Origin of the sequence: Jeotgalibacillus proteolyticus (assembly GCF_002926065.1) — a bacterium.
GTDB lineage: Bacteria > Bacillota > Bacilli > Bacillales > Jeotgalibacillaceae > Jeotgalibacillus > Jeotgalibacillus proteolyticus.
The window spans coordinates 207005-232891 of the sequence record NZ_PREZ01000003.1 but is presented as its reverse complement, the minus strand read 5'-3'; the positions used below and the strand labels follow the sequence as shown (position 1 = coordinate 232891).

The window sequence follows — 25887 nt, the reverse complement described above, 5'->3', positions numbered from 1 at the left end:
TTTTGTTTATTTAAAATAGGGCGTGTTGATTTCCGCTTCAGGGGGACGCTTTCCGCGGGGCGGGGCTTAAGCTAACTTGCTAGCGCAAGTGGATCTCAAGCTCCCGCTTCATCCCGCAGGAGTCGCCCCCTTACGCTGCAATCAACTCCTGGAGACTTAATAAAGTTCTTTGGAATCATAAAGTTATGGTTGTGTTTATTTAAAATAGGGCGTGTTGATTTCCGCTTCAGGGGGACGCTTTCCTCGGGGTGGGAGCTGAGCTAACTTGCTTCGCAAGTGGATCTCAGCCTTCCCGCTTCATCCCGCAGGAGTCAGCCCCTTCCACTGCAAGGGCATGCTTTTCATCTGTTGCTTCATTAATTTCATTTATTCTTTATCTTTGTTACAATTAAAAAATCGGAATAGTTTGAAAGAAGGGGGATGGGTTTATGCATGAGCAAACGAAAGGGATCGTTCAGGAGTCTTTGAATGCGTTATCACATAACTCGTTATTTTTGCCGGATCTGCAGGGGGAAGCAAGAGAGAAGGCTTTTACTTCTCTGGGAGCGATTTTATCGACGCCAAATAAAATACATAAAGCCTTTTTAAGAATACCTTTGGAAGACGGAAGAGTGGTTAGAATTCCTGCATTCAGGGTGCATCATAATGATGCGTTTGGTCCTTATAAGGGCGGGGTGCGCTTTCATGAATCCGTTAATGAAGATGAGGTTGTTAATCTTGCCTTTTTAATGACGCTGAAAAATGCTTTGCATGATGTGCCTTTTGGGGGAGGTAAAGGCGGGATTGTGTTGAATCCCAGAGAACACTCCATGAAGGAGTTAAATAATATCTCAAAAAAATATGTCCAGTATTTTGCCGATGTGATCGGACCTGAGAAAGATATTCCTGCTCCGGATGTTGGTTCAGGCGAAAGAGAAATGGACTGGATGATGGCTGAATATAAATCAATTAAACCAGGGGAGCCGTATCGGGGAAGTTTTACAGGTAAAAGTGTTTTAAATGGCGGGTCTTTAGGAAGAAGAGAAGCAACAGGGAAAGGGGTCTATTTCACCTTTCGCTATATGCTGCATGATTTTGTAAGCCAGCATAAGGAATCTCTTTCCACTTCCCAAAATCCCTTTGCCCTAACAGCATTAAAGACTGACAGACAAGGCATGAGGGTTGCCGTTCAAGGCTTTGGAAATGTTGGTTCAGTCAGTGCGCTGGAGGCTTACCAGTGCCCATCCCTAAAAAATAAGGTTGTAGCTGTAAGCGACCGCAATGTCACACTTTATAATGAGGAAGGGCTTGATATCCCTTCACTTGTAAGCTTTGCTTCACTACATCAGGGAGATCTTCCTTACACAGAGGATCAGCTTTTAGAAAGCGGGGTATCCGCAAAGATCCTGAAACGGGATGAATTGGTTACACTTGATGTGGATGTATTGATCCTTGCAGCGTTAGAGGATCAAATCAATAAGGGAAATATGGAGAAAATTAAAGCCTCTGTTATTGTCGAGGGAGCAAATGCTCCGGTGACAGGGGAGGCTGACGAATATTTAAACAAAAAAGGTATTATTATTATTCCTGATATTCTTGCAAATGCAGGAGGGGTAATTGTTTCTTATTTTGAATGGCTGCAGGGACGTGAAACGCAGTTTTACAGTGAAGAAGAAGTCATTGAGATGCTTTATCTGAAAATGAAGCGTACACTGGATCTTATTTTGCCTCAGTATTTCAGTGATCCTCATCCGCTTCGCCAAAATTGTTATATTCATTCAGTGATGAAGCTATCCACTGTTCTTTACAAGCAGGGGAAGCTTTATTAAAACGAAACGGCCAGCCTTTAAGCAATGCTTGTAAAGGCTGGCCGTCTTTATATGGGGGTGGGGGAATTTCTGAAAAAGTAGTACAGTGTCCTTGCATATTTCTAAAATACAGGTAATAAACTGCTGTTTGTATGTAATGCTGGTCATCCCATACTGCAGTGCCCTGCTCCTGTTCAAATTTTAATTAATTTACTCGTGCAAATCCGAATCCTGATGCATAATCATCACCAGTTGCAGCACCGTAGCCGCCTCTGATATCAACCGCTCTTGCACGGTTTTGCAGATTCGTGCGAAGCTGAGCGTTTGTCCATCCAGGGTTTTCTGCCCATACCTTTGCAGCAAGTCCTGCTACATGCGGTGAGGCCATTGAAGTTCCGCTGATGGTATTGTAACCGCCATTATTCCACGTAGAATAAATAGCAGCTCCAGGAGAAGAAATTTCTACATCGCCTTGCTGGATTACATAATCACCCGCTGTAGCGGCATACCCGCGGGATGAGAAATCTGCTACCCGATATGTGCCATTTTCCTGGCGGTTTTCAAGAGCAGCAACAGCGATTGCGCTGGTTAAGGCTCCAGGGTAGCCGATCGTTCCCTGGTTGGGTCCGGAATTCCCGGCTGCTGCAACGACTAGAACGCCTCTTTGATAAGCGTAGGATACAGCACTCGAAATAAGGCTGTCGTTACCTGCTGAACCGAGTGACATATTAATGACTGTCTTGGTGCCGGTACTTACAGCCTGGTCTGCTGCATGTCTGATTGCGCCAGCGATGTCATCGGAATAGCCTGAACCGTTGTCTCCGAGTACTTTATAAGCCCAAAGGTCAGCACTCGGGGCAACACCGTAAATTCCTTGGCGGTCACTTCCGCCATCTGCTAGTGCAGAACCTGCTACATGTGTTCCGTGTCCATTTGCGTCATTACATGAACCATTAACAAGGGGGGTATTGGACCGTGTAAAGTCTTTACACTGTTCACTTCTGTTAACGAGATCGTAATGATTAATGTTCACGCCGGTATCAAGGACAGCGATATTAATTCCCTGGCCGCCGGAGGTTGTCGTTTGGTTGGGGTTATTGTAGATGGCTTTAATGCCCCATGGTGTTTGTTGGGTAGGATATTCAGCTGCCTGTACTTCACTTTGTGATGCACGAACGGCTGTATCGACCGTAACCTTCTTTACCTTGGAGACAGTAAAGTTTTTGTTTTTCTGCAGTGCTTCAAATTGCTTTTGGTTCATTTCTGTTGAGTAGCCATTAGTGGTTAGCTCCCAGCGAACTTTATGCTGCTTTTTCATTGTGGTTTTTGCAGAGGAATTAACCGCCTCCACATAGACCCTGAACTTTTCTCCGTCGTTTGCAGAGGTGTCTTCTGCATTGGCGGGTATAACCGGAATTGCAAGACTTGCAGTCAGCAAAAAACTTAGTAAAAGCTTCTTCGATCTTTTCAAATAGTTCACTCCTTTAAAGTCATTTATCTTCCTGTCTTTATCCTAGCAGAGAAAATACATCTTGTTTATTGGGAAAAAACTTAGATAGATAGACGGGAAAAGGGGGTTTTAATAGTGTTACAGAGCAGTGAAACGTTTTTATTCTTCAAGGAAACTAAGGCGGGACAGAGAAAGATGATAACAAACGATAACCTTTAAAAAATCCTTGCAGGTTGGGAAATTTCAGATAATTAGTGGATTTACAACAAAAAAAGACGTATATATTTTTCTTTTTTTCCTCAAAAAAACCAAAAATTCAACTTTTAGTTCGAGATTTCCGTGTGTTTTTGTGAATTTTATGGGAAAATTAAACTGATTTAAGAGAATAGAAGCTTAACATAAAAAAACTCAAGGGGGTCTTTATTTGATTTATTTTCCAAAGCTGGTTAAAGGAGATACGATTGCTGTAACAGCTCCCTCATCCGGAGTAGAAAAAGAGCTTCATCATCTTTTAAAAGAATCTGCAACCCGCATGGAGGAGAGAGGGTATAAGGTTGAATTTGGAGAAACAGTATGGAGCCAGAAAAAAGCTTCTTCCGCTCCTGCCACCAAACGGGCTCTGGAATTTAATCACTATATGAAGGAACAAACTGTACAGCATATCGTCCCGCCATGGGGAGGAGAGCTGCTCATTGAAATGATCGAGTTTGCTTCCTTTAAAAAACTGGATAAAAAATGGATCCTTGGATACTCGGATTCAAGTGTGCTTTTATTGGCTATGACGCTTAAAACGGGTCTTGCTACAGCTCATGGAACAAATTTTGTGGACCTTCGCGGAAAATCAATGGACGATACAACAGCAAAGTGGATAGATGTCCTTTCGACAGAGGAAGGGGGATCGGTTGTTCAATACTCTTCTGAAAAATACCAGAAGGAATGGGACTTCGAGAACCCGACTGACTGTGTATTTAATTTAACTGAACCGACTGAATGGAAAACCGTTTCCGGGAAAGAAGAACAGTTCAACGGCAGGCTTCTTGGCGGCTGTATCGATGTGATCAGGCATTTGATTGGAACCCCGTATGGCGATGTGAAAGCATTCAGAGAACATTTCATGGTTGGGGAGCCGGTTGTTTGGTATTTTGAAAACTGTGATATGAAAACAACGGATTTAAGAAGAACCCTCGTTCAGATGAGGCTTGCAGGGTGGTTTGACGACTGCGCCGGTATCATGTTCGGGAGAAGCAGCGCTAATCAGCCAGTGGAGGATTATACGGTGGAAGATGTATATAAGGCCCTGGCAGAAGAACTGGATGTTCCGGTTGTGTACGACATTGATTGCGGTCATGTTCCGCCTCAGTTAACCTTCATAAACGGGGCTCTTGCAGAGGTTTCTGTCCGCGGGGGAAAAGGCAGAGTAGAGCAGTGGTTTAAATGAGGAAGATCTCAGTTTGAAGCTTTTTTATGAAAAGATAATGTAAAATAGATAAAATATCTTGGAGTGAAAAGCATGATGGCTGATCAGGAAAAGAAACCATTTGGATTTTTCCAATTATCGGTGCAGTTATGTGGACAGGGGTGGCTGTATTGGAACGTTATCCACATGTGTATAACTATTTAAAACTGATTGAAGACAATAGTGAATTTTAATTTAAAAATGCTGTCGTGAGGATAAATGTTTTGAAAACAGTAGGCTTGATCCTCTTTGTGGTTCGTTCTTTACGTTCTTGAAGGATGCTTGCGGGTTGCCGGATCACCGGGAACCCGCTATTTTACTTGATTATAAATTCGGCTGCTAAATAATACGTATCATAGTCTCCTGCTTCTCTAAAGTCGAGTACATCTTTCACTATACGATATTCACCGGCTTCGAGACCTCCGTAGAGCCATTCCCATTCTACTGTCCACTCGCTTTTGGCAGAAGGACCAAATCCAAAGCCTATGTCAGTGAAGGCATAGTCTCCATCCACTATATCAGGGACTTTATACCAGCTGCCCTCTATTGTCTCTTCTAAAGAAAAATGTTCACCATAAGTGCCCTGCTTATCGGAGCTATTTTCAAATACGATAGTTAACCCTGTAGAGGAAACTGTTCCTTCCTTTACGTTCATCGTCACACCATCAAAGTTGTTAACTGTTTCATAAGGTGAAGGCTCCCGCTCATTTTCTCCAGCCGCGTCATCATCACTGAAGATTCCGCATGCGGACAAAAGGGTTAAAAGCGCTGCAATGCAAAGTCCGAGGAATTTCTTCATTTGAATCTCCCCCTTTATAGAAGCAGACGTATTACTACCAAAATAGGTTCAGAATAGCGGAAGAAATTTAAGAAATTATCCCTTTAGCTTCATTAATTGTGGATAAGCTTCTTCAATCCTTTTTATCACTTCAGCAAAATAAGCTGCTTCATGAGGGACGAAATCTAATTTACTCACAGTTTTGTCCACATTATACCGTGCTCCCTCAGCATCTTCTTCAAATCCTTTTGCAATAATTTGAGCAGACTCGTCCTGGAGAAGCGCTTTAAACGAATCTAGCTCCAATTGGTACATCCCGGTCACTTCTGATTTTTGTAAACGGAACTGACAATCAGCCTGCACTTCAAAGGCGAATACATGACAGATTTCAGCATCAATCAGCTTTTCATGATGCAGAGTTTCTTTAATAATTCCGAGGGGGTGAAGTTCATCGAAGGAAAGAGATAGACCGATTTCTTCTTCAAGCTCCCTCACGCCATCCTCGACCGTTTCATTTTCAAGCAGATGCCCGGCAGCGGTGATATCAAGCATAGCCGGATAATCCTTTTTGTGAGGACTTCTCATTTGGAAATGGATAACCAGCTTTCCATTTGGTCGGCTTACAAGCCAGCAATGAAAGGTTTCGTGCCACTCACCTGTTTTATGTATTTTTGTTCTGGTTGCTGTACCTATTTTTTTGTGATCTTCATCAAAAACCGTAAGAATTTCTTCTGCCAATGGGATAACCTCCAAGAAAATCGTATACTGCCATTTTAACAAACGTAATACGACTTCCTATCTATTTTTGAATTTAAGCGGTAACTCGTTTACACTTAATGTAAGAGCAAGAAGGCGGGGGTGGCTTTGTGTTTGGAGGAAATTTAGTTCCCGATTGGTTTTATATCGTAGCAGGATCGGTCATGATATGCTTTATGATCCTTGTCTATTGGTTTACAGATAATAAAGAGTAGGAAAGGAGAGTTTAAATGAATTTACTTTTATTGACTGCTTTATATAGTGCAGGGTTGCTGGCAGCGATGTTGATCATTGTTGAGAAAAGGAAAAAGCTTAAAGGAAACAAGGGATTTCGCAGCTACTTAACTCCCCTATGTTTTTTGGGCATTTCCCTCCTCGCATTTTTAACAGCAGTAACAGATAGAGGTGGAATCACAAGTGTGGGACTTATTTGCGCGCTGCTGGTAGTAGGCGCCTATTGTACAAAATACTTGCCTGTACCAAGAGAAGAGAGATCCTGACTCTCTTTTTTTTTGCGCAAAAAAAAGAGCACCGAAGTACTCTTTTCAAAGATGATTATTCAGAAACGCGAATAGAGTTGATTCCTGCACCCTGCTCCATTGAAAGGGCATGCTCTAAGCCTTCTGTTACTTTACCAAAAACCGTATGCACTCCATTTAAGTGTGGCTGAGGCTCATGAACGATGAAGAACTGGCTTCCGCCTGTATCTTTTCCAGCGTGTGCCATTGATAGAGATCCTGCTTGGTGTTTGTGAGGATTTCCTTCCGTTTCACACTTAATTGTGTAACCCGGGCCGCCGGTGCCGTTTTTATTTGGACATCCGCCCTGGCTGACGAAACCAGGAATTACACGGTGAAAATTTAGCCCGTCGTAAAAGCCCTCGTTTGCTAATTTCTCAAAGTTTTCTACAGTACCTGGAGCATCCTCCGGATATAATTCAAATGCAAGTGTATTGCCATCAGTTAATTCAATTGTACCTGTTTTAGCCATATGTAAGCCATCTCCTTTTAAGGGATTGTTTTCGAGTTTCATCTTACCACGTTTTTATCAAGATGGAAATAAATCAGCATGAAAGAGCACAGTTCTTATGGTGAAAATAACATTCTGAAGTTTCTTAATCATAGGCAAAGGGAAAAGAAAGAGTAAATCGAACGCGAGTCTTAAAGGAGGATTTATATGGTTGAAGAAACAATGCGCAGCTTTTTTACGTTCCTTGCTCATAATAAACCTTTAAAAAAGGTAGCAAGAAAAACGGGTCTTACACTTGGCGGGTCCCATTTTGTAGGCGGACAAACCGTTGAGGGAATGGTGGACCAGGTGAAGGTATTTAACCAGATGGGCATGGGAGTAACGGTTGATTGCCTTGGTGAAGAGATTGAAGGAACCGGTGATGCTAAGGAAACCGTTAAGCTTTGCTATAATGCAATCCACGCGATTCACGAACATCAGCTTAAAGGGCAAATTTCATTAAAGCTTTCCTCTGTGGGCCTTGAGCTTAGTGAAGACATTGCCATTCACAATATGAGAAATATTTTAGACGAAGCCAAGGATCATGACGTTTTTGTCACAATCAATATGGAGGAATACAGAAATTGCGGCAATATAGTCGATATATTCTCAAAGCTCAGAAAAGAATATGACAACGTCGGAATTGCCCTTCAGGCAAATCTATATCGTACAGAAACCGATGTAGAAAAGCTGGACAAGCTTTCCCCAACCATCCGCTTTGTCAAGGGGGCTTATAAAGAGTCCCGGGATGTTGATATGGATGATAAGTCGGATGTCGATGAAAATTATAAAACGCTGGTTAAAAACAATTTATTAAAAGGGAATTACACGCAGGTTGCAACCCATGACAATGACATGATTGATTTTGTAAAGCAACTGGTAGCTGAACATAAAATTCCGAATGAGCAATTCGAGTTTCAAATGCTGCAGGGGATGCGGGATGAAAAGCAAAAGGAGCTGGTAGAAGAAGGCTACAATGTCGTCATCTACGTCCCATACGGTCCTGACTGGTATACGTATTTTATGAAAAGACTTGCTGAACGGCCGGCCAATGTTGGTTTTACGCTCATGTCGATGGTCAGAAGATAAGGAAGAATTGGAGAAGCGGACCTGAAAAGGTGCGCTTTTTTTCATCTTCTTTTTTAATTTATGAATAAACAAGTAGCTGATGGAAATCCTGCTAAAGAAGATCTCGTTAAGGAGGAACCACCTAATGAAAAAAGCAGGATTTTTTTTAACCGCAGCACTATTCCTTGCCGGGTGCAATGGAATTGGCAGCATGATCGCAGATGACAAGGCAGTACCAGTAACAGAGGCGCCTGCTCCTGCGATTGAAGTGAAAATGATTAACGTAGAAGGAAAGCAGGCAGGAACGGCCTTATTAAACGAAACAGCTGAAGGCGTTAAAGTTGCATTAAAGGTAAAAGGGCTTGAGCCTGGGGAAAAAGCAGTTCATTTTCATGAAAAAGCCTCATGTGAACCGCCTGAATTCACTTCAGCAGGAGGGCATTTTAACCCCCATAAAAAGCAGCATGGCTTTGAAAATCCAAAAGGCTTCCACGCAGGAGACCTGCCAAACCTTGTCGTTGACCGGGATGGAACCGTGGATCTGGAATTAACCGTTGAAGCAGTCACCTTAAAAAACGGCGCTGAAAACTCACTCCTTGACCCGGATGGAAGTACACTCGTCATCCATGAAGGACCCGATGACTACAAGACAGATCCCGCAGGAAACAGCGGAAAACGAATCATTTGCGGAGAGATCAAATCATAAGCAAGAAATTAAAAGCCCTCATTTAAATAAATGAGGGCTTTTTTACGCAGCATAGCTTCAGCACCTTGAAAGCACTTCCTCGAAGAAAAAATTTAACTGATAGTCCAAAGAATTTCTCATAACCGTCATAATTAAGCCTCGGCTGCAGTAAAAATAACTTCTGAAATGATTAATTTATCCAATCCCTCGTCTAATCTGTCCAGCCTTATTTGTATGAGGTTTTCAGTGGAAAAAAATTACCCGGAGTTGATTGCAGCGGAAAGCATGCCCCTGCAGTGGAAATCAACACGCCTTATTAAAAGGCTTTAATCACACATCCCGCCACCTCTTCATATTATTTCAAGAAGGGGTGGTGACAATGAAAGAAAAACACAATCCAGTCGAAACAGAAAAACTGGAATGGCGTAAAAAACAACGCAAAAACAGAGCGAAAACGTGGTTGACCATCTTCTCCCCGCTATTCCTTTTACTCATCTGGGAGCTTTTATCACAAAGCGGTCTCATCGATGCACGCTTTTTCCCTCCGCCAACCGCCATTATTTCCACTTTTATTGGGCTTCTTATAAGCGGAGAGCTCATTTCTCATATAAGTATTTCTTTATTTCGTATCCTGTCGGGCTTCCTGCTCGGTGTCATCCCTGCGGTCATCATCGGCTTATTCATGGGTTTGTATGCTCCCGTCCGGCACTTTATTTCCCCTATTATCATGACCTTAATGCCCATTCCAACCCTTGCCCTGCTGCCGATTATCTTAATAATTTTTGGCATTGGTGAAACCTCAAAAATAGTCACCATCGCTGGAAGTGTATTTTTTCCGGTTGTCATAAATACCGTAGCGGGTGTCATTTCTATTGAAAGCATTCATCTCGACGTAGCGAAAAATTATGGTGCAGATAAAAAGAACTTCTTTTTCAAAATTGCGCTGCCAGGTGCGCTTCCGGTTATGATGGAGGGCATTCAGATGGGGCAGGCAATTGCGCTTCTTACGATCGTAGCTGCCGAAATGATGGGTGCACGCTCGGGAATCGGCTATTTAATCTGGACCTCCTACAGTGCTTTTTTATTAAAGGAAATGTTTGTTGGGCTTATTTTAATCTCATTTTTCGGTTATATTTTTTCGCTGATTTTAAGGGGACTGCAGAAAAAACTATTGCCCTGGAGGTGACAGAATGAGTGACCAGCCTAAAATATCTATTCGCGAATTAACAAAGGTATTTTACAAAAAACAAAACAGCGTAACCGCAATCGAGCAAATTTCCCTGGATATTAAAGAAGGGGAATTTGTTTGTTTAGTCGGTCCAAGCGGCTGCGGGAAAACAACCTTACTGCGAATTTTAGCGGGGCTTGAAATGCAGAGCTCAGGTGAATTTATTATTCAGAAGAGCAATGAGAATCGTCCGGAGCAATCCATGGTCTTTCAGGAAAAGGGAGTGCTTCCATGGCTGACGGTTGAAGAAAATGTAGCTTTTGGATTAAACATGCGTCGCTTGCCAAAGTCACTAGTGAAAGAGCGCACCGACTATTATTTAACAAAAACAGGGCTCTCTAAATTCGCAAAAATGTATCCAAAAGAGCTTTCTGGTGGGATGAAGCAGCGTGTTAGCATCGCAAGGGCCTTTGCAAATGATCCGGAAATTTTGTTGATGGATGAACCCTTTGGCGCATTAGATGAACAAAATAAATACATTTTGCAGGAAGAGCTTTTAAACATCTGGTCAGAAACGAAAAAAACAGTGCTGTTTATTACCCACAGTATTGATGAGGCCTTGTATTTAAGTGACAGGGTCCTGCTGATGAGTGCCCAGCCCGGCAAAATACTCAATGAAATTAAAATAAATGTGCCAAGGCCAAGAAGGCTTGAGGATATTCGATCGAACCCGGAAATGGCTTCTAAATTTCTTGATATATGGCGTCATTTGCAGGTGGAAGTGCAGGGATCAAGATCGTAAAGGGGGAAAGAAGGATGAAGAAATGGATCGGAATGCTCGGTGTGGCTCTTTTGTTATTTGGCTGCGGAGACAAAGAAGAGGTTAAGGTGAACGACAGTGTTAGTAAGGATAACCCTTCTGGCGACCTGGCGCCTCTAAGTAAAAAAACGAAGGTTGTCATTGCGGAAGATGGAGCGGCTTCAGGGGCAGGGTTTTATATTGCAAATGAGAAGGGTTATTTTGCTGACTACAATATTGAGGTGGAGTTTGCCTCGTTTGCTAACAGTGATGATATGCTGCCTGCTCTTGCTTCGGGTGAAGTGGATATCGCAGGCGGGATTTCCTCAGCTTCCTTCTTCAATGCGATCGCACAGGGAATCGATGTAAAGATTATTGCCGATAAAGGACATAACGAAAAAGGAAAATCTTATTTTTCGTTCGTTGTAGGAGCAGATAAACAACATGAAATTAAAGAGTACGCGGATTTGAAAGGGAAAAAAGTGGCTGTTTCATCGACAAATGCACTGGATGAATACATCTATTTTCAAATGCTTGAACATGCAGGGCTTGCAAAGGATGACGTGGAATTTGTATTAATGTCTGACTTTGGGAACATGCTCGCTGCAATTCAAAATGGTTCTGTTGATGCGGCGCTTCAAATCGAGCCTCTGATTACAACAGGGATCACAAACGGCATCCATGTCCGTCTTGGGGATGCGACTGATTTTGCACCTGAAGCGCAAATCGCAATGGTACTCGGCTCTCCTAGTTTCATGGAGAAAGAACAGGATGTCTCACTTCGATTTATGGCTGCCTATTTAAAGGGTGTTCGTGATTATAATGATGCCTTTAAAAAGGATAAAGGAAAAGATGAAATTATCGAGATCATGACAAAGTATACAGCTTTAAAGGACCCGCTTGTCTGGGAGGATGTTTTTGTCACAGGGCTGGATCCTGACGGTAAAATGTTCATTGAGGACATCCACTCTCAATACGAAACCTACAAGAAAAATGGAGCGATCCGTGGAGAAATCGATTTTGATAAAGCTGTCAGTACAGAAATAACAGAAAAAGCAGTTGAGATTATAGGGGAATACAAATAAAAAATACTAAGATTAGTGGGCACCATCATCCGTCGATGATGGTGCCCACTAATCTTAGTATGTTTTTTGTTCCCAATTAATTATGGCGGCTTTTTGAAATTTGTCTTAACCCCTGCCTTGAAAGGGTATAGTTTTGCAAAAAGGAGTGACCCGAAATGCCTTTTAATTATGACCTTGATTTTAATGAAATTGATTTCCGCGAAAAGCCGGAGCTCTACCGGGTTGGCAGGGGCGAACAGGGTGTGTTGCTGGTCGAGCCTTATAAAAGCGAGATTCTGCCTCACTGGAGATTCAAAACGCCCGATATAGCCAAAGAGTCTTCAGAAAAAATTTATGAGCTTTTTCAGCAGTATAAAAAGGACGATGATTTTGTTGGAATGGACATGGCAAGAAAATTCATTCAAATGGGATACACACGATCAAGAAGGTATGCCAACTATAAAGGCGGTAAAAAATATGACGGTGAAGGGGAAGTTAATGATCGTCAAATTGATGATGAAAAAGCAGAATCCGCATCGATCTTCGAAAAAAAATGGATAGAGGTCCGGGAAGATGAGGAATATTTAGCGGCGAAAAAGAAGCATCAGAAAAAGTATGGCTAAACGGTACATTCAATGCGATAATGCTTACACGAAACAGGTTTTGCACTAGAAGAGGAGCGAATGCGATGACACGGATTACATTTGTCAGACACGGAGAAACCGAGTGGAATGCACTGGGCAAAATACAGGGACAAACGGATATCCCGTTAAATAACCAGGGAGTAAAGCAGGCGCAGGATTGTGCTAACGTTCTCAAAAAAGACGATTGGCACCAGCTTATTTCAAGCCCGCTTAAGCGTGCGAAGCATACTGCTCAAATTATAAACCGGGAGCTTAAACTAGAACTGCTTGAAATGAGTCAATTTATGGAGAAGCATTTTGGGGACGCAGAGGGCCTTAATAAGGAAGCGCGTTTTACAAAATATCCTGATAAGAACTATCCGAACCAGGAATCAACGGAAAGCCTGCAAAAAAGGATAAAAGATGGAATTGACACCATCCATCAACAGTTCACGGGCAAGGAAGTTCTCGTGGTGGCCCATGGAGGTGTAATTAATGCCATCCTTTCCATGCTTTCCAATGAGGAAAAAGAGAGAAGAAGAGAGCTTGTAAATGGAGGAATTACAACGATTTATTTTGAAGAGGATCAATTTAAAATAGGTGATGTAAACAAGACAGCCCACCTATCTGACTACAGTGAAAAAGGTGCTTTCACAACGGATGCACTTGAAAAGCAAATCAACTCATAATCCTCCTCTTTTTTACACATCATAAAAAGGATCTTCCTTTGGGAGTATCTGCTTTTATCCTAATGACGGGGTGATTCGATGAGTACGAAAGATCAATTGGATCCGCAATCTCAAGCATTTCACCATAACTGGACAAGACCAAAGCATGCATCTTCACAGGTAAATGGACACACAGAAATGTCGCAGCATAATATTATCCTGCGCAGAGTGCCAAGATCCGGCCGTCGATAAGGATGCGAAAAGATCCGAGCAATCGGGTCTTTTTCTATTTCTAAAAAGAAATAATTTTTGCAAACTAGAAGCAGTTATTAATTAAGAGGGTAAACTACTATGGATAAACAGCTGAATGAAGCATTCATTGATAAATCAAATCAGGCTGTTTACGAATATGTTGAAAAACTGTTATCCGGTCAGGTAAAAACGAGGAGTTGGAACGATACCCCTTTTCATTTTCACTTGATGATAAGCCGGATGAAGCATAAAGAGAGTCCATTTCCGGTATGGTGCAAGTTCAATAATTTCTTCATTTGTCTTCAACCTCTTTTTTTTGAAAAAGGACTAATACTTTCCAAACCGGGGTACATATTTGGTAAATCATTCAACTTACGCCAATGGCAGGAGTCAGTATTTATTAAAAAGGAGAGATTGTAATGGCAAACGCACATGTGCTCCAAGCCAAAAATGGTTTATTGCACGGCACCTTCAGCAGAGATTATGAACCGATTTTAACCATTCAATCCGGGGATTCCATCAGTCTAAATACAATCGGTCTGGAGTGGGGATACACCTTTAAGGACGGCAATAAAATTAAGTTTCAATCAAGAGAAAAAGAAGAAGGAAGAGGACACCCGCTAATTGGTCCGATCGCCATTGAAGGTGCGAAGCCGGGGATGACATTGGAAGTCAAAATTAATGATCTTGTTCCAAGCTGGTATGGCTGGAATGTCACTGGAGGTTCACATAGATGGCATAATGTCAGGCTGGGACTTACAGAGGTGACGCCGCTTAAGGTTGATTGGGAAATTGATACTGAATCCATGAAGGGACAGGCAAAAATAGGAGACCAGACTTTTTCAGTGCCGCTTTCCCCTTTTATGGGGATTATGGCGACAGCTCCATCTGAAGAAGGGGTTCATTCAACTATTCCGCCCCGTTATTGCGGAGGAAATATTGACTGTAAGGAACTGGTGAAAGGCAGCAGCATTTATTTGCCTGTCGCAGTAGAAGGTGGTCTGTTTTCTGTCGGTGACGGACACGCAGCCCAGGGAGACGGGGAGGTTTCAGGTACAGCAATTGAATGTCCAATGGATAAAGTAGATTTGACTTTTATCCTTCATGAAGGAATAACACTAAACATGCCGCAGGCAAACACCCCTGCCGGATGGATTGCATTTGGCTTTGACGATGATTTAAATAAAGCGACCATCGCTGCACTTGACGGCATTTTGGACATTATCCAGCAAAAGTACGGGTTGGAAAAAGCAGAAGCAGTGTCATTAGCAAGTGTGGCAGTGGATCTTAGAATTACGCAGATTGTTAATGGTGTGAAAGGGGTCCATGCTGTACTGCCACATGGCTCCATTGAAGTAATTAAATAAAAATCGATGATACGTAAAGAGAGCTTCAGCGCAGCTCTTTTTGCGTGTTTTCGTATGAGTATTACTCCGTTTTTTAACCAAAAAGGTAAAAAAACTCAGCTTCTAACCGACATTAATAAATGACGGGAAAAATATCATGACAAAAAGGAATGAATGAATTGAATTATTTTTCAGCTAAGGTCAAAAAAATTTCCGGTAAAAAACTCCCTTATCAAGTGAGATTTGATTATCAGGGGCCGGCAATCAGCTTTAAAAATCTCGAAAATACAGCAGCAGCTCAACATATACATATAGGGTATGAGAAAAAACTCTCCCTTTTTTCGTCCATTAAGAAGCTTGTATTTAAGAGGGAAGAGTATGATTATGAGCTTCGTCTTTTTGACGCAAGCATAGAGGACCAATACCGTTACCAGCATGAGGTTCCATTAAAAACAATTCTATCAGGGAAGAAACCGCTAGGCTTTGAAACAAAAATTGAAGCAGACTATTTTACTCAGCAAATCCTGGAGGAGCTTAACCTGTTTGCTCAAACCTTTGAGCATAAAAGCAGTAGTCCGGAAGAGCAGCTTTCAGCAAAGTAAAGTAATCTAGCGAAACAACCTGCCTTTGTAGAGGTTCTGTGCACGTATGGTGCAGTTTGCAGTCTCCTGGTTTACCTCTATGCCATAAGGGAAGGGGCAGAAGTGAAGGAAATTCTGAATCAGGAGGTTGGCAGTATGGCACATGAACAGAATCAGGGATTAATACAGTCGTTGCATGAGTGTGTAAATGGCGGGCAACCATTGCTTTGATGCTTGTCTGCGGGAAGAAAATGTAGAAATGGTAAGAGAGTGTATTCGGTTGGATCGGGAGTGCGTAGATATTTGTGCATTTCCCGAGCAGGCTATAGCAAGGAACTCTCCTTTTGTCTCAGCCTGTAAGAATATTGCCTGATTGTATGATAGTTCTCTACAATGACTGCACCTGAATGGAACGGTGAGATCCTATTTAAAAGTGCAGTTTTTGTATGAGAACAATCAACACAAACACTTATAATGACCAGGTGGATAGATAGGAGGAGCAGGATGTTTAAGAGGAGATTTATAACTGGCGCCTTTTCAGCCTTTCTCTTAATGAGTGCTGCAGGGTGCACAGATCAAAATGATACAACTGATAATGATGATGTACAGGTAGAGCAAAACGAAGAGCATGAAGGCCACGGGAAGGGCATGGACCACAGTATGCATTCAAGCTCCGGAGAGGTTCCAGAAGGATTAGCAGAAGCTCAAAACCCACAGTTTGAAGTCGGCAGTACAGCTGTCATCAATGCAGATCACATGCCTGGAATGAACGGAGAAGAAGCGGAAATCACGGGTGCATATGACACTGTGGTGTATGCGGTAACCTATACCCCAACTGATGGAGGAGAGCCTGTAGAAAACCATAAATGGGTCATTCATGAAGAGCTTGAGAATCCGGGAAGTGAGCCTCTGGAAGCGGGAGCTGAAGTTACATTAAATGCTGACCATATGTCCGGCATGGAAGGGGCGTCGGCAGAAATCGTATCTTCAGAAGAAACAACGGTTTATATGGTTACCTTTGTGACGACTGATACAGAGGAGGAAGTTGAAAATCATAAGTGGGTAACGGAAGAAGAGCTTACCTCTGAATAAGGAAGCCGGCACAAAGCATAACCTGTTTTGTGCCGTTTTTTACTAATTTAGCTTTTTTCTACATAAGTTGTTTGATAGCAGGGTAGTAAAATAATGTATTTGCTTTTAAAACATCTTCGTTACACCTCAGCTTCCATATCCACAATTGTCATCACCTCATGCACGGATAAAGAATAAGGAGGAAAGCGTCGTGAAGATCACGAAGGTACGGCTTGAAACTGGAAAATTCGAGGAAATGAAAGCGTTTTATCTTGAAGAGCTGGGATTTTCATTAAATGAGCAATCCGAAACCACTTTTTCTGTATCTGCGGGAAGCAGTGAGCTAATATTTTCTAAAGCTTCCGGAGAAAGAAAACCTTTTTACCATTTTGCTTTTAATATTAATGCTGGTCATTTTAAGGAGGCAAAGAAATGGATTGCCTCAAAGGTTGAGTTGAATAAAGAAAACGGTGAGGATGAGGTGTACTTCAGAGCCTTTGATGCTGATTCCTTTTATTTTGAGGATCCGGCGGGAAATATCATTGAAATAATTGGAAGGTATTCAAATAGCACGAAGCATATTGGTGCCTTCTCCATAAACCAGCTGCTGAACGTTAGTGAAATTAATGTCACGACCCCAGATGTGAGTAAAGCGGCAGAAGCGCTCAGAGAGGAAGGAGTACTTTCTGAGAAAAAAATGATTCACCCTCAGGAGCTTAATTTCGTAGGGGAGGGAGAAGCGTTTATTCTTTTAGGACCTCCAAAACGCACCTGGTATTTCTCAGACCGGAAAGCAGAAATCCATAGAACGGTAATTGAGGTAAATAACGATAAAAGAATTGAGGTTGATGATACGGGCACGGTCACCGTCACTGAGGTCAGGCAGCCTATTTAGAGAAAAGAGGAAGGTGCTTATGTTAGTCGGTCACGTAAAGGAGCTTACCCGGTATCCTGTTAAATCATTTCAGGGAGAGAATGTGAACGCATCTCAGGTTATGGATTATGGGCTTTATGGGGACAGAAGCCATGCGTTTTTAGACAAATCAAGAACAAATAAGTTTTTAACCATCACCCAATGTCCGCAAATGGTGATGTACCGGGCTAAGTTTCAGGGGGAAGAAAAGCTTGAGGGTTTTCCGCCTGTCCATATTTCAACACCTGATAGAAAAGAAATGAAATGGGGAGATCCCCAATTAAAAAATGAGCTTGAGATGCTATCAAAACGTCCGCTTGAATGGATTCGTTACCCCCCTCAGCATGTGCCGCTCGGAGCGATTGAAGAAGCGCCGATTCTCTTGATAACGGACGCATCACTCAGCAGTCTTTCAACGCTGTGGGGTGAGGAAGCGGACGGGAGAAGATTTCGTCCTAATTTGGTCATTGATTTAATCAATAAAGAGCCTTTCTGTGAAGAAACATGGATCGATAAATCCATTTTAATTGGAGACACGGTGGAGCTAAAGATTTCACAGGCCTGTCAAAGATGCATGATTATTAATGTGAATCCCGACAACGCAAGCATCACCCCGGCACTTTTGAAAACCATAGCAAAGGAAAGAAACATGCAATTTGGCATGTATGCTTCAGTCGTAAAAACAGGGAAAATCAAGGTTGGTGACGAAATAAGTATAAAAGGATAAGAAAGGATGTCACTAAACTTGTTTGAAAAAAGGATAAAAACAAACGCTGAGCTTGAAAACCTTATGGGGGAGCCGAGTCAGCTTGTTAATCGAAAGGTCATCAATTACCTTGATCAGCATTGTAAGGACTTTATAGCCAAGTCCCCGTTTCTTGTGATCTCAACAGCAAATGAGGATGGTCTTTGTGATGCTTCCCCGCGCGGCGATCAGCCTGGCTTTGTCAAGGTGCTGAACGATAAGTATCTTATCATTCCTGAACGTCCGGGAAATAAGCGGATGGATTCTCTCCGCAATATTCTGGCCAATCCCCGTGTTGGCCTTCTTTTTATGATCCCTGGACTTGGGGAAACGCTCAGAGTTAACGGAAGTGCTCAAATTATCCAGGATGATGATCTTTTGAAGCAATTGGCTGTACAGGGAAAAACGCCTCTTGCTGCGATTGCTGTTGAAGCAGAGGAATGTTATATCCATTGTGCCAAAGCATTCAAACGCTCAGGGCTATGGAAAAAAGATACATGGCCTGCTCCTGATACGCTTCCGAAAGCGGCAAAGATTTTAGTCGAACATGCTAAGCTACCTGACGTAACGCTTGAAGAAATAGAAGCTCGGCTGGAGGAAAGCTATCAAAAAAAGCTTTATTAACTTAAAAATGGAAAGAGGCGGCTGTATTTGTTTCATGTAAGAATTATGGATAAAGATGAAATCCCTTTTTTACTGGAGATGCTTTATGAGTCGATTCATATTCCTGAAAATAAGCCTCCGCTAAATGAGCTGCTGGCAAGTGAAGGATTGAAAAAGTACAGTCAGCACTGGGGAAGGCCAGGCGACGAAGCGCTTGTCGCGGTTGACCGGAATAATATTCTTCTTGGAGCGATTTGGTACAGATTATTTTCAAGTGAGGAGCCAGGGTATGGTTTTGTGAATGAGGCAACGCCTGAAATTGGCATGGCAGTTACCAAAGAGGCGCGTGGAAAAGGACTTGGCTCTCTTCTTATGAAGGAAGCAATAAGGCTTGCTCAGGAGCAAGGCTACTCTGCACTGTCACTAAGTGTAGATCCTGAGAATGTCCATGCCGTTATGCTGTATAAAAAATACGGCTTTACCGAAGTGGGTCTATCAGGTACATCCATTACAATGAAATGCACATTCCCTGTAAAAGATAAATTTTAAAAAAATAAAAATTAGGAGGCTGGAAATGATTAATGTGGCTCTATTAAGCAGATGGCATGTTCATGCGGAGGATTACGCGAAAGAAGCTGGAGAAAATCCTGAAATAACGATTTCTGCTGTATGGGATGAAGAGAAAGAACGTGGTGAAAAGTGGGCAGGGGAGCTTGGTGTCCGCTTCGAGCATAACCTTGATGTTTTGCTTTCAGATGAAACCATTCATGCAGTAATTGTGGATACGCCTACTGCAGATCATAAAGAGATCATCACAAAAGCTGCTTCCTATGGAAAACATATTTTCACAGAAAAGGTGCTTGGATTAACGGGAGAAGACTGTGAAGAGATTTTTACAGCAGCAGAGCAGAATAATGTTTCCTTAATGCTTTCACTCCCAAGATTGAGAGAGGGCTATTACCTTCTCGCGCAGGATATGCTTGATAAAGGGCTTTTAGGAAAGCTGACGCTAATCAGATGCCGTGTAGCCCACAACGGAGCTATCCCAACAGCCGATTCTCCGCATGGCTGGCTGCCAGAGCATTTTTTGAAGAAGGACGGGACAGGCGGTGGGGCTCTTATCGATCTCGGCGCCCACCCGATTTATTTAACGAACCGGCTCGCAGGTCCAATTAAGAGCATGTCAGCCCGGTTAAGTCACTTTTTTGACTATGAAGTGGATGATCATGCAGCGGTGCTTGTGGACTACCAATCAGGGGCACTTGGAATTATCGAGGCTGGCTTTGTATCAAGCGGTTCATTTACTCTTGAGCTTCACGGCACAGAAGGGATCTATCTGGTCGACGGAAATCAGGTCCGCTTCAAGACGAGTCACCTGAATAATGGTGAGTGGGTCGTTTCACCGGAGCTGCCTGAAAACCTGCCAAGCGCCATGCAGCAATGGATGGACCATATATTGCGTGGGAAAGAACCTGCCATTAAAAGAGAAGATATGCTGGAGCTGACACGTTTTAATGAATGGGCCATTCAGTCCGACCGGGAAGGAAAAAGAATAGAAATTTAGTGTAAAAAAATAGTGTAGGTAAAAGCCATTCCTGTTACGATAAATGTAATAGTTGTGGTTTTTTTACATTTTCCAGAAGAAAGAAGGAGCAGTATGATAAAGAAGATTCTGGGGGCAGTTTTGGTAACAGCAGCGTTATCGTTTTTTGGTTATATTACAGTCTTTATTTCCTTTCTTAACAGCAGTAAAATCCTTTCACCGGAAGTATTAATCTCTTTTTGGGGGAGCATCATTATTGTACTCAACCTCATTATTTTTGGCGTATTTTCCTCTAAAACAACACTTTTTAAATTCGGTTTTTTTATTCTTCTATTTTCCGGGGCTTTAGTAAGCTACCATGGAGTGCAGTTCTATCAGAAGAGCCTTGAGGTAGCAGATGCTGCTGAGGTGGACTTAAGTGTTTATAAGCCATTTAAATGGAATACAAAAGCAGTTTCGCTTGAGGAGAAAGCAGCCCTTAAGCTGGAAGGCGATCTTCCTGTACTCGACGGAGCTACTGCACTCTACCCATTATATTCAGCCTTTGCCAGGGCGGTTTACCCCGAAGATGACTACGATCTTTATTCAAGTGAAGTTTCTTCTACGAAAACAGATATGGCTTATGAGCGTCTGATGGATGGAGAGGTGGATATTATCTTTACAGCAGGACCTTCTGAGAGGCAGGAGGAAATCGCTAAACAGAAAGGCCTAACTCTTTCTATGACGCCAATTGGAAAAGAAGCATTTGTTTTCTTTGTCCATGCGAAAAATCCTGTAGAGGAATTAACCGTTGAAGAAATCCAGCAAATCTATTCAGGCAAAATGACAAATTGGAAGGAAGCGGGCGGAAGGAATGATGACATCCTGGCATTTCAGCGTCCTCAGGACAGCGGCAGTCAAACAGCACTGCAGAAGCTGATGCATGGTATACAAATCATGGAGCCGCCGGCTGAAGATGTTATTGGAGGGATGGGCGAAATAATAAATGAAACGTCCACTTATCGAAACCACAAAAATGCAATCGGCTTTTCTTACCGCTTTTTCTCAACCGAAATGGTGCAAAACGGGAAAATAAAATTACTAAATATTAATGGCATTCCACCCAATAAAGAAAATATCCGGAACGGGAGCTATCCATTTACATCTGAGTTTTACGCGATTACAGCAGGAACAACCAACTCAAATGCAGAGCGGTTCATCGAATGGATTAAATCAGCCCAGGGGCAGGAGCTGGTAGAAAAAACAGGCTATGTTCCGCTTGATTGAACAGAAAATAGGCTGGACAAAACGATTATTTTATAAACGTGAGGTGAACGAAGCGGAAGGAGGCGACTCCAGCGGGAGATGCGGGAGCTTGAGATCCACTTGCTGAAAGCAAGTTAGCTCAAGCCCCGCCCCGCGGAAAGCGTCCCCCTGAAGCGCAGTGAACCGGGTTTAAGAGGGTGCGACACATTTGTCCCACCCCCTTTTTACGTCCTTATCGCTGCCTTTTCGTTAATCGGTTTTCTTTTTGTAAAAGAAAGAACGGCTAATGCACTGAATAAAAGGATAATTCCGATCCAGGAAGCAAAGGTCAAGGCTTCTCCAACCAGAAATACACCTAAAAGAGCAGCGGTCAGCGGCTCGGCAAGAGAAAGAGTGACAGCGGTTGAAGCATTGATTCTATGAAGCCCCCTTGCAAAAAGCAAGTAAGCTAGAGCAGTGGCAATTACGCCTAAATAAAGACTGGTGCCTATGCCGTTTCCTTCTAGCAGCCAGGATAAGTCATAGAAAAATAACAGAGGAGAAAGCATAACGGCACTTAACGTAAACACGACTGCCACCACCATATCAGGCGGATGGGAAGCAAGCAGTGTTTTACTGACAAGCGTATAGCCGGCAAAGGAGGCTCCAGCCCCAAGCGCTAAAAGGACGCCTAAAGGATTGAGCTGCACACTGCCGGAATACAAGAACAATAAAACACATCCTGAAATCGCAAGTGTTGTTGCAATCCACCAGTTTCGTGATGGGATTCTCCGGTACACAACCCATTCCATCACTCCTGCAAGAACAGGCGCACTGCCGATTGCCACTACTGTTCCAACAGCTATACCGGTAACACTTACGGCTGAAAAAAAGAAGGGCTGGTAAAAGGCCATGCAAAGAGCAGCAAGAAATACAAAGCGAAGCGGCCAGTCACGAAATGTAAAAGATGATTTTTTCTGAATTGAAATAAACAGCAGCAATGTCAGCCCGCCAATCGCAAGGCGCATCGCTCCGAATGCGACCGGATGTGCCGATGCCGGGGCAAAAGACTGAGCTGTCCCTGTCGTTCCCCATAGCATAGCTGCCAACAAAACCATTAAAACAGACCAATTACCTTTCATTAAATCCACCATTTTCCTTTTAAAAATATACGTTTATGTTCGATAGATAGAGCTTAATAATGGCTGTATTCCTGTTGAATAACCTGCACGACGGAACTGATTGTCTGTCCTTTAAAGGAATCAGTGACAGGCTTACCATTAGGCTCATGATAAACAAGCTTATTTTTCTCAGAATTCAGTACATATCCCAGCTCGGATAAAGGCTTGACCAATGTAACAGGCGGGGTCTTGCTGTTTTCTTTTTCAACAAAATAAGGACTTGTATTAATTTCAACATCGACATCATTTTCTCCTGTGAAAATAACAAACAGATCTGTATCGTTTTTAGAGATCCATTGCCCCTTAGAAAAGAGAGAGATTCGTGCACGTTCAAGTGACGCTACACCATCCAGATTGATTCTTAAAAGCTCGTTAATTAGTTTTCGAACTTCTTCTCCATCCTTTGTATCTTCAAGCTGTTCAAGGCGCTTGTCCAGTGCTTCTTTCTGTTCAACGTGATCTGCACCTGCAAAAATATCAATCGTAAAAATCTCTTTCACCATTTTCTGCAGAACAGCTGACGTAAGATTTCCTTCCCGGGAAATTAAAAAATCCAGCTTTTCAATTTTAGTCATCGTTTCAGGGAATGTATTCATAAGAACCTCCAATGATATAGTAGATTTAGGATAATTGTAGCATGCTGCGAAGATAAAGAGGGTGGTTGCATGAATGAGCGAAGCAGAATTTTAATTGAAATTGCAAAAGAATATATAAGAGACCGGAAGGAAAAGAATTTTCTTGCGATGGTGGGAGGCTCGGTGGGGAGAGGGGAAGCTGATGAGTTCAGTGATATTGATTTAGCGATCTACACCACAGATCCAATTTCGTCTAAAGCCTCACTCAAGTATAAAAACGAAATTCTCCAAATTGAAAAACAGCCACTTGACTATTATCCAAGCTTAAAAGAAATTGAAACGAATCCCTGGAGTCACCGTTACCTATTGGAATCAAAGCTTATTCATACTGCCGGTAAATATCATCCTCATGATAAATCAAAGATTGATGCATTTTGCAAAACCAAAAGCTGCCGGCAGATTATGTATGATGAGGTTTCTAAGCTTGTTGAGGGTCGGATAGAGCACGCTTATATACGTTTCAAAGCAAATAAAAAATTTACAGCTATGATAGCTATACTTGGCGCCTGGGCAGAAGCAGCTCTTCTCTTTCAGTTCTTTTCAACGGGCTCTCTGGCCACCGGATCCATTATTCCATCGCTCAGGCCTTTTCCATCCCAACTCACTTGTCTGAAAACAGTATTTAGAGCTAGTGCAACGCAAAGTCATAATGTGCTAAGAGAGGTAAGAGCTGAATTAAGAAAGCAGGGATCCGGCTTCACCTTTGGCATTGCTCCAATTCAGGATGAACTGCACGAGAAAAAAATGCGCAGATTAATGAAAAATAATGAGGAGCTCAATTTATATTGGCAAACCTACAGCGAAATGGTCTGGCTGTTTTTTGAAACAGCAAAAGGGGAGTCCTTTGAAAGCTACAGAGAAAAATTCCCCTCCGCCTTAAAAGCAGATTTAGAGCTTTTGGGGTTTGTGGAAGCAGGAGAAGGGGACCTGAAGGAATGGGGGCAGATGGCGCTGGAGCTTCTTAAGTATGCTGAGATAGCGCTTGAGGAGAAAAATGACCTTTAAAATGCTAGCCCCTACTGTTTAAAGGCCTCAGCTATCTCATACAGCTATGCACACAGTTAATCCAGGACGGGGTGCCTGGTGTAAGACCGAGCAAATAACAGCGGCTTCTGCACAGTTGAAATCTTGGGTCACTTGGACTGTAATAAGGGAAAAACTGCTGGTAGAGCGGGATGAAGGATTGATATTGCTGGGAAGCGGGATCGAATTGATAATAAGGGTTTTGAGGCAGAGAAGAATTTTGCTGCAGAGCAGGGAGCCGCTTATCCATAAAAGGCTGATACCAGTGGTGGGGGTTATGAACCATTTTATTTTCCTCCTGTATCGTTTTAAAAGCATTATATGCTCCATATCCCCTTCAAGAGATAACAAAAATGTCTGGGGTATAATAAAAGAGGTTGAGACATTCATTTGTCTCAACCTTGTAACGTAAGCAGATTTAATATCCCTTACTGAAATCCACCAGATTAACAGATGGCTTTTTACCATCAAGATAGTCTTTAAGGTTTGGCAGAAAAATATTATTTATTATCCGTTCGTCATAATATTCCGTGGCACCTGAGGTATGGGGCGTAACGATTACATTTTCCATTTCCCATAAAGGGCTGCTTTCATCAAGAGGCTCCTGCTCAAATACATCAAGCCCTGCACCAGCGATTTTATCCTTTTGAAGAGCTTCAATTAAATCCTTCTCCTCTACGATTTCACCGCGGCCAATATTGATGAAAAATGCCGAATCCTTCATCAGTTCAAACTGTTCCTTCTTGAAAAGTTTGTTTGTTTCCTTTGTAAGAGGAAGTGTTACGACCACATAATCACTTTGTGGAAGCACCTCATTTAGCTGCTCAATGGAATGCATTTTATCAAAATACTCTTCGTCCTTATTACTTTTTCGAACGCCCAGGACAGTCATTCCAAAGGCTTTGGCAATTTTAGCTGTTTCCTTGCCAATCGCCCCGGCTCCCAGGATGGCAATCGTTTTGCCATGAAGCTCGAGCTTTAACCCGGCATGATGCCAGGTTTTTGATTGCTGCTGGCGAACGTACGTGTGAATAAGGCGGGTAAGGCCAAGCATAAGCGCAAAAATTGTCTCAGAAATTGGATTAGCGTGAACCCCGTTTCCGCTGGTGAGAAGGTAGTTGCGCTTTTCAAATGTTTCAAGCGGGAAGTTGTCAATGCCTGCACTCCAGGACTGGAGCCATTTTAAATTTGAGCTGTCAGTTAAAAGCTCATTCATAGGCCTCTTCCAGCCCCCAATGATCTCAGCATCCTTAATATAGGGCTCCCAGATGGATTGGTCTCTCCCGATAATGATGTCCCAATCAGGTAAAGCACTATGTAGTTGATCTGCTAAAGATGAGTCTAAATTCTGTGTAATAACGATTGTACGTTTTGTCATTCGATCTCCTCCTATTTTTATTCTATCAAAAAATGATTTTATTTTCGGGATAGAGGAATTTTGCGCTTGTTATCGAATGGTT

At 42.5% G+C, this 25887-nt stretch carries 30 protein-coding genes; 22 read left to right on the top strand and 8 right to left on the bottom strand.

Translation table 11 applies throughout. The annotated features are described in order from the left end of the window. Positions 1-428 precede the first annotated feature (428 nt). Entirely contained in the window at positions 429-1808 is a 1380-nt protein-coding gene (locus tag C4B60_RS08115) for a Glu/Leu/Phe/Val family dehydrogenase (RefSeq protein WP_104057499.1), read from the top strand. Between the two features lie 184 nt (positions 1809-1992). Here the strand turns inward: C4B60_RS08115 and C4B60_RS08110 are convergent, their stop codons facing one another. Continuing rightward, the gene (locus C4B60_RS08110) at positions 1993-3258 is read right to left on the bottom strand and encodes a S8 family peptidase (RefSeq protein ID WP_104057498.1); all 1266 of its coding nucleotides are present in this window, start codon (positions 3256-3258) and stop codon (positions 1993-1995) included. Between the two features lie 403 nt (positions 3259-3661). Between C4B60_RS08110 and C4B60_RS08105 the strand changes: the two genes are divergently transcribed. Next, positions 3662-4675 carry a S66 family peptidase gene (locus C4B60_RS08105; RefSeq protein ID WP_104057497.1) on the top strand — a complete coding sequence of 338 codons (1014 nt, stop codon included), beginning with the start codon at positions 3662-3664 and terminating at the stop codon, positions 4673-4675. 334 nt (positions 4676-5009) lie between these two features. Here C4B60_RS08105 and C4B60_RS08100 read toward each other — a convergent pair whose 3' ends face one another. Both C4B60_RS08100 and C4B60_RS08095 read right to left on the bottom strand, forming a co-directional pair. After that, entirely contained in the window at positions 5010-5492 is a 483-nt protein-coding gene (locus C4B60_RS08100; RefSeq protein WP_104057496.1) for an immunoglobulin-like domain-containing protein, read from the bottom strand. A 75-nt stretch (positions 5493-5567) separates the two neighbouring features. Next, complete coding sequence (locus tag C4B60_RS08095; RefSeq protein WP_167578606.1) at positions 5568-6209, bottom strand: NUDIX hydrolase; 642 nt, start codon at positions 6207-6209, stop codon at positions 5568-5570. Positions 6210-6457: 248 nt separating this feature from the next. Between C4B60_RS08095 and C4B60_RS08090 the strand changes: the two genes are divergently transcribed. Next, positions 6458-6727 carry a hypothetical protein gene (locus tag C4B60_RS08090; RefSeq protein WP_104057494.1) on the top strand — a complete coding sequence of 90 codons (270 nt, stop codon included), beginning with the start codon at positions 6458-6460 and terminating at the stop codon, positions 6725-6727. A 55-nt stretch (positions 6728-6782) separates the two neighbouring features. Here the strand turns inward: C4B60_RS08090 and C4B60_RS08085 are convergent, their stop codons facing one another. Then, entirely contained in the window at positions 6783-7217 is a 435-nt protein-coding gene (locus tag C4B60_RS08085) for a peptidylprolyl isomerase (RefSeq protein WP_104057493.1), read from the bottom strand. Between the two features lie 186 nt (positions 7218-7403). Here C4B60_RS08085 and C4B60_RS08080 point away from each other — a divergent pair, with 186 nt between their 5' ends. From C4B60_RS08080 to C4B60_RS07990, 18 genes are all read left to right on the top strand, one after another. Next, positions 7404-8324 (top strand): proline dehydrogenase family protein, encoded by a 921-nt coding sequence (locus C4B60_RS08080; RefSeq protein WP_245153911.1) that lies wholly within the window; start codon positions 7404-7406, stop codon positions 8322-8324. A gap of 124 nt (positions 8325-8448) precedes the next feature. Continuing rightward, positions 8449-9009, top strand: a complete 561-nt coding sequence (locus C4B60_RS08075; protein WP_104057492.1) for a superoxide dismutase family protein — start codon at positions 8449-8451, stop codon at positions 9007-9009. 358 nt (positions 9010-9367) lie between these two features. Further along, positions 9368-10174, top strand: a complete 807-nt coding sequence (locus tag C4B60_RS08070; RefSeq protein ID WP_104057491.1) for an ABC transporter permease — start codon at positions 9368-9370, stop codon at positions 10172-10174. 4 nt (positions 10175-10178) lie between these two features. After that, complete coding sequence (locus C4B60_RS08065) at positions 10179-10958, top strand: ABC transporter ATP-binding protein (RefSeq protein WP_104057490.1); 780 nt, start codon at positions 10179-10181, stop codon at positions 10956-10958. Positions 10959-10972: 14 nt separating this feature from the next. Beyond that, positions 10973-12040, top strand: coding sequence for an ABC transporter substrate-binding protein (locus C4B60_RS08060; protein WP_104057489.1), 1068 nt, complete (start codon positions 10973-10975; stop codon positions 12038-12040). Positions 12041-12195: 155 nt separating this feature from the next. Then, a complete protein-coding gene (locus C4B60_RS08055; protein ID WP_104057488.1) occupies positions 12196-12642 on the top strand; it encodes a DUF4385 domain-containing protein in 447 nt (148 codons plus the stop codon). 65 nt (positions 12643-12707) lie between these two features. After that, complete coding sequence (locus C4B60_RS08050) at positions 12708-13331, top strand: histidine phosphatase family protein (protein WP_104057487.1); 624 nt, start codon at positions 12708-12710, stop codon at positions 13329-13331. A gap of 78 nt (positions 13332-13409) precedes the next feature. After that, complete coding sequence (locus C4B60_RS08045; protein WP_104057486.1) at positions 13410-13562, top strand: YpzG family protein; 153 nt, start codon at positions 13410-13412, stop codon at positions 13560-13562. Between the two features lie 419 nt (positions 13563-13981). Further along, complete coding sequence (locus tag C4B60_RS08035; protein ID WP_104057484.1) at positions 13982-14929, top strand: acetamidase/formamidase family protein; 948 nt, start codon at positions 13982-13984, stop codon at positions 14927-14929. 149 nt (positions 14930-15078) lie between these two features. After that, a complete protein-coding gene (locus C4B60_RS08030) occupies positions 15079-15510 on the top strand; it encodes a hypothetical protein (RefSeq protein WP_135122102.1) in 432 nt (143 codons plus the stop codon). Between the two features lie 187 nt (positions 15511-15697). Next, a complete protein-coding gene (locus tag C4B60_RS08025; RefSeq protein WP_425331157.1) occupies positions 15698-15862 on the top strand; it encodes a four-helix bundle copper-binding protein in 165 nt (54 codons plus the stop codon). A 131-nt stretch (positions 15863-15993) separates the two neighbouring features. Then, complete coding sequence (locus C4B60_RS08020; RefSeq protein ID WP_104057482.1) at positions 15994-16581, top strand: YdhK family protein; 588 nt, start codon at positions 15994-15996, stop codon at positions 16579-16581. A gap of 190 nt (positions 16582-16771) precedes the next feature. After that, a complete protein-coding gene (locus C4B60_RS08015) occupies positions 16772-17455 on the top strand; it encodes a VOC family protein (protein ID WP_245153910.1) in 684 nt (227 codons plus the stop codon). Between the two features lie 19 nt (positions 17456-17474). Then, positions 17475-18200 (top strand): MOSC domain-containing protein, encoded by a 726-nt coding sequence (locus C4B60_RS08010; protein WP_104057481.1) that lies wholly within the window; start codon positions 17475-17477, stop codon positions 18198-18200. Between the two features lie 6 nt (positions 18201-18206). Continuing rightward, positions 18207-18842: a pyridoxamine 5'-phosphate oxidase family protein gene (locus C4B60_RS08005; protein ID WP_104057480.1), complete on the top strand. Its 636-nt coding sequence runs from the start codon at positions 18207-18209 to the stop codon at positions 18840-18842. A 45-nt stretch (positions 18843-18887) separates the two neighbouring features. Continuing rightward, positions 18888-19370: a GNAT family N-acetyltransferase gene (locus tag C4B60_RS08000; protein WP_104057892.1), complete on the top strand. Its 483-nt coding sequence runs from the start codon at positions 18888-18890 to the stop codon at positions 19368-19370. Between the two features lie 25 nt (positions 19371-19395). Continuing rightward, positions 19396-20385, top strand: a complete 990-nt coding sequence (locus C4B60_RS07995) for a Gfo/Idh/MocA family protein (RefSeq protein WP_104057479.1) — start codon at positions 19396-19398, stop codon at positions 20383-20385. 93 nt (positions 20386-20478) lie between these two features. Then, complete coding sequence (locus C4B60_RS07990; RefSeq protein WP_104057478.1) at positions 20479-21630, top strand: PstS family phosphate ABC transporter substrate-binding protein; 1152 nt, start codon at positions 20479-20481, stop codon at positions 21628-21630. Between the two features lie 203 nt (positions 21631-21833). Here C4B60_RS07990 and C4B60_RS07985 read toward each other — a convergent pair whose 3' ends face one another. Together C4B60_RS07985 and C4B60_RS07980 are read right to left on the bottom strand one after the other, a co-directional pair. Further along, positions 21834-22730 (bottom strand): EamA family transporter, encoded by an 897-nt coding sequence (locus C4B60_RS07985; RefSeq protein WP_104057477.1) that lies wholly within the window; start codon positions 22728-22730, stop codon positions 21834-21836. A 53-nt stretch (positions 22731-22783) separates the two neighbouring features. After that, positions 22784-23365 carry a hypothetical protein gene (locus tag C4B60_RS07980; RefSeq protein WP_104057476.1) on the bottom strand — a complete coding sequence of 194 codons (582 nt, stop codon included), beginning with the start codon at positions 23363-23365 and terminating at the stop codon, positions 22784-22786. A gap of 69 nt (positions 23366-23434) precedes the next feature. Here C4B60_RS07980 and C4B60_RS07975 point away from each other — a divergent pair, with 69 nt between their 5' ends. Continuing rightward, the gene (locus C4B60_RS07975) at positions 23435-24409 is read left to right on the top strand and encodes a nucleotidyltransferase domain-containing protein (protein WP_104057475.1); all 975 of its coding nucleotides are present in this window, start codon (positions 23435-23437) and stop codon (positions 24407-24409) included. A 31-nt stretch (positions 24410-24440) separates the two neighbouring features. On the opposite strand, the gene C4B60_RS07970 is transcribed toward C4B60_RS07975, so the two are convergent. Both C4B60_RS07970 and C4B60_RS07965 read right to left on the bottom strand, forming a co-directional pair. Then, positions 24441-24713 carry a hypothetical protein gene (locus tag C4B60_RS07970; RefSeq protein WP_104057474.1) on the bottom strand — a complete coding sequence of 91 codons (273 nt, stop codon included), beginning with the start codon at positions 24711-24713 and terminating at the stop codon, positions 24441-24443. A gap of 132 nt (positions 24714-24845) precedes the next feature. Then, complete coding sequence (locus C4B60_RS07965; protein ID WP_104057473.1) at positions 24846-25805, bottom strand: D-2-hydroxyacid dehydrogenase; 960 nt, start codon at positions 25803-25805, stop codon at positions 24846-24848. Positions 25806-25887: the final 82 nt, after the last annotated feature.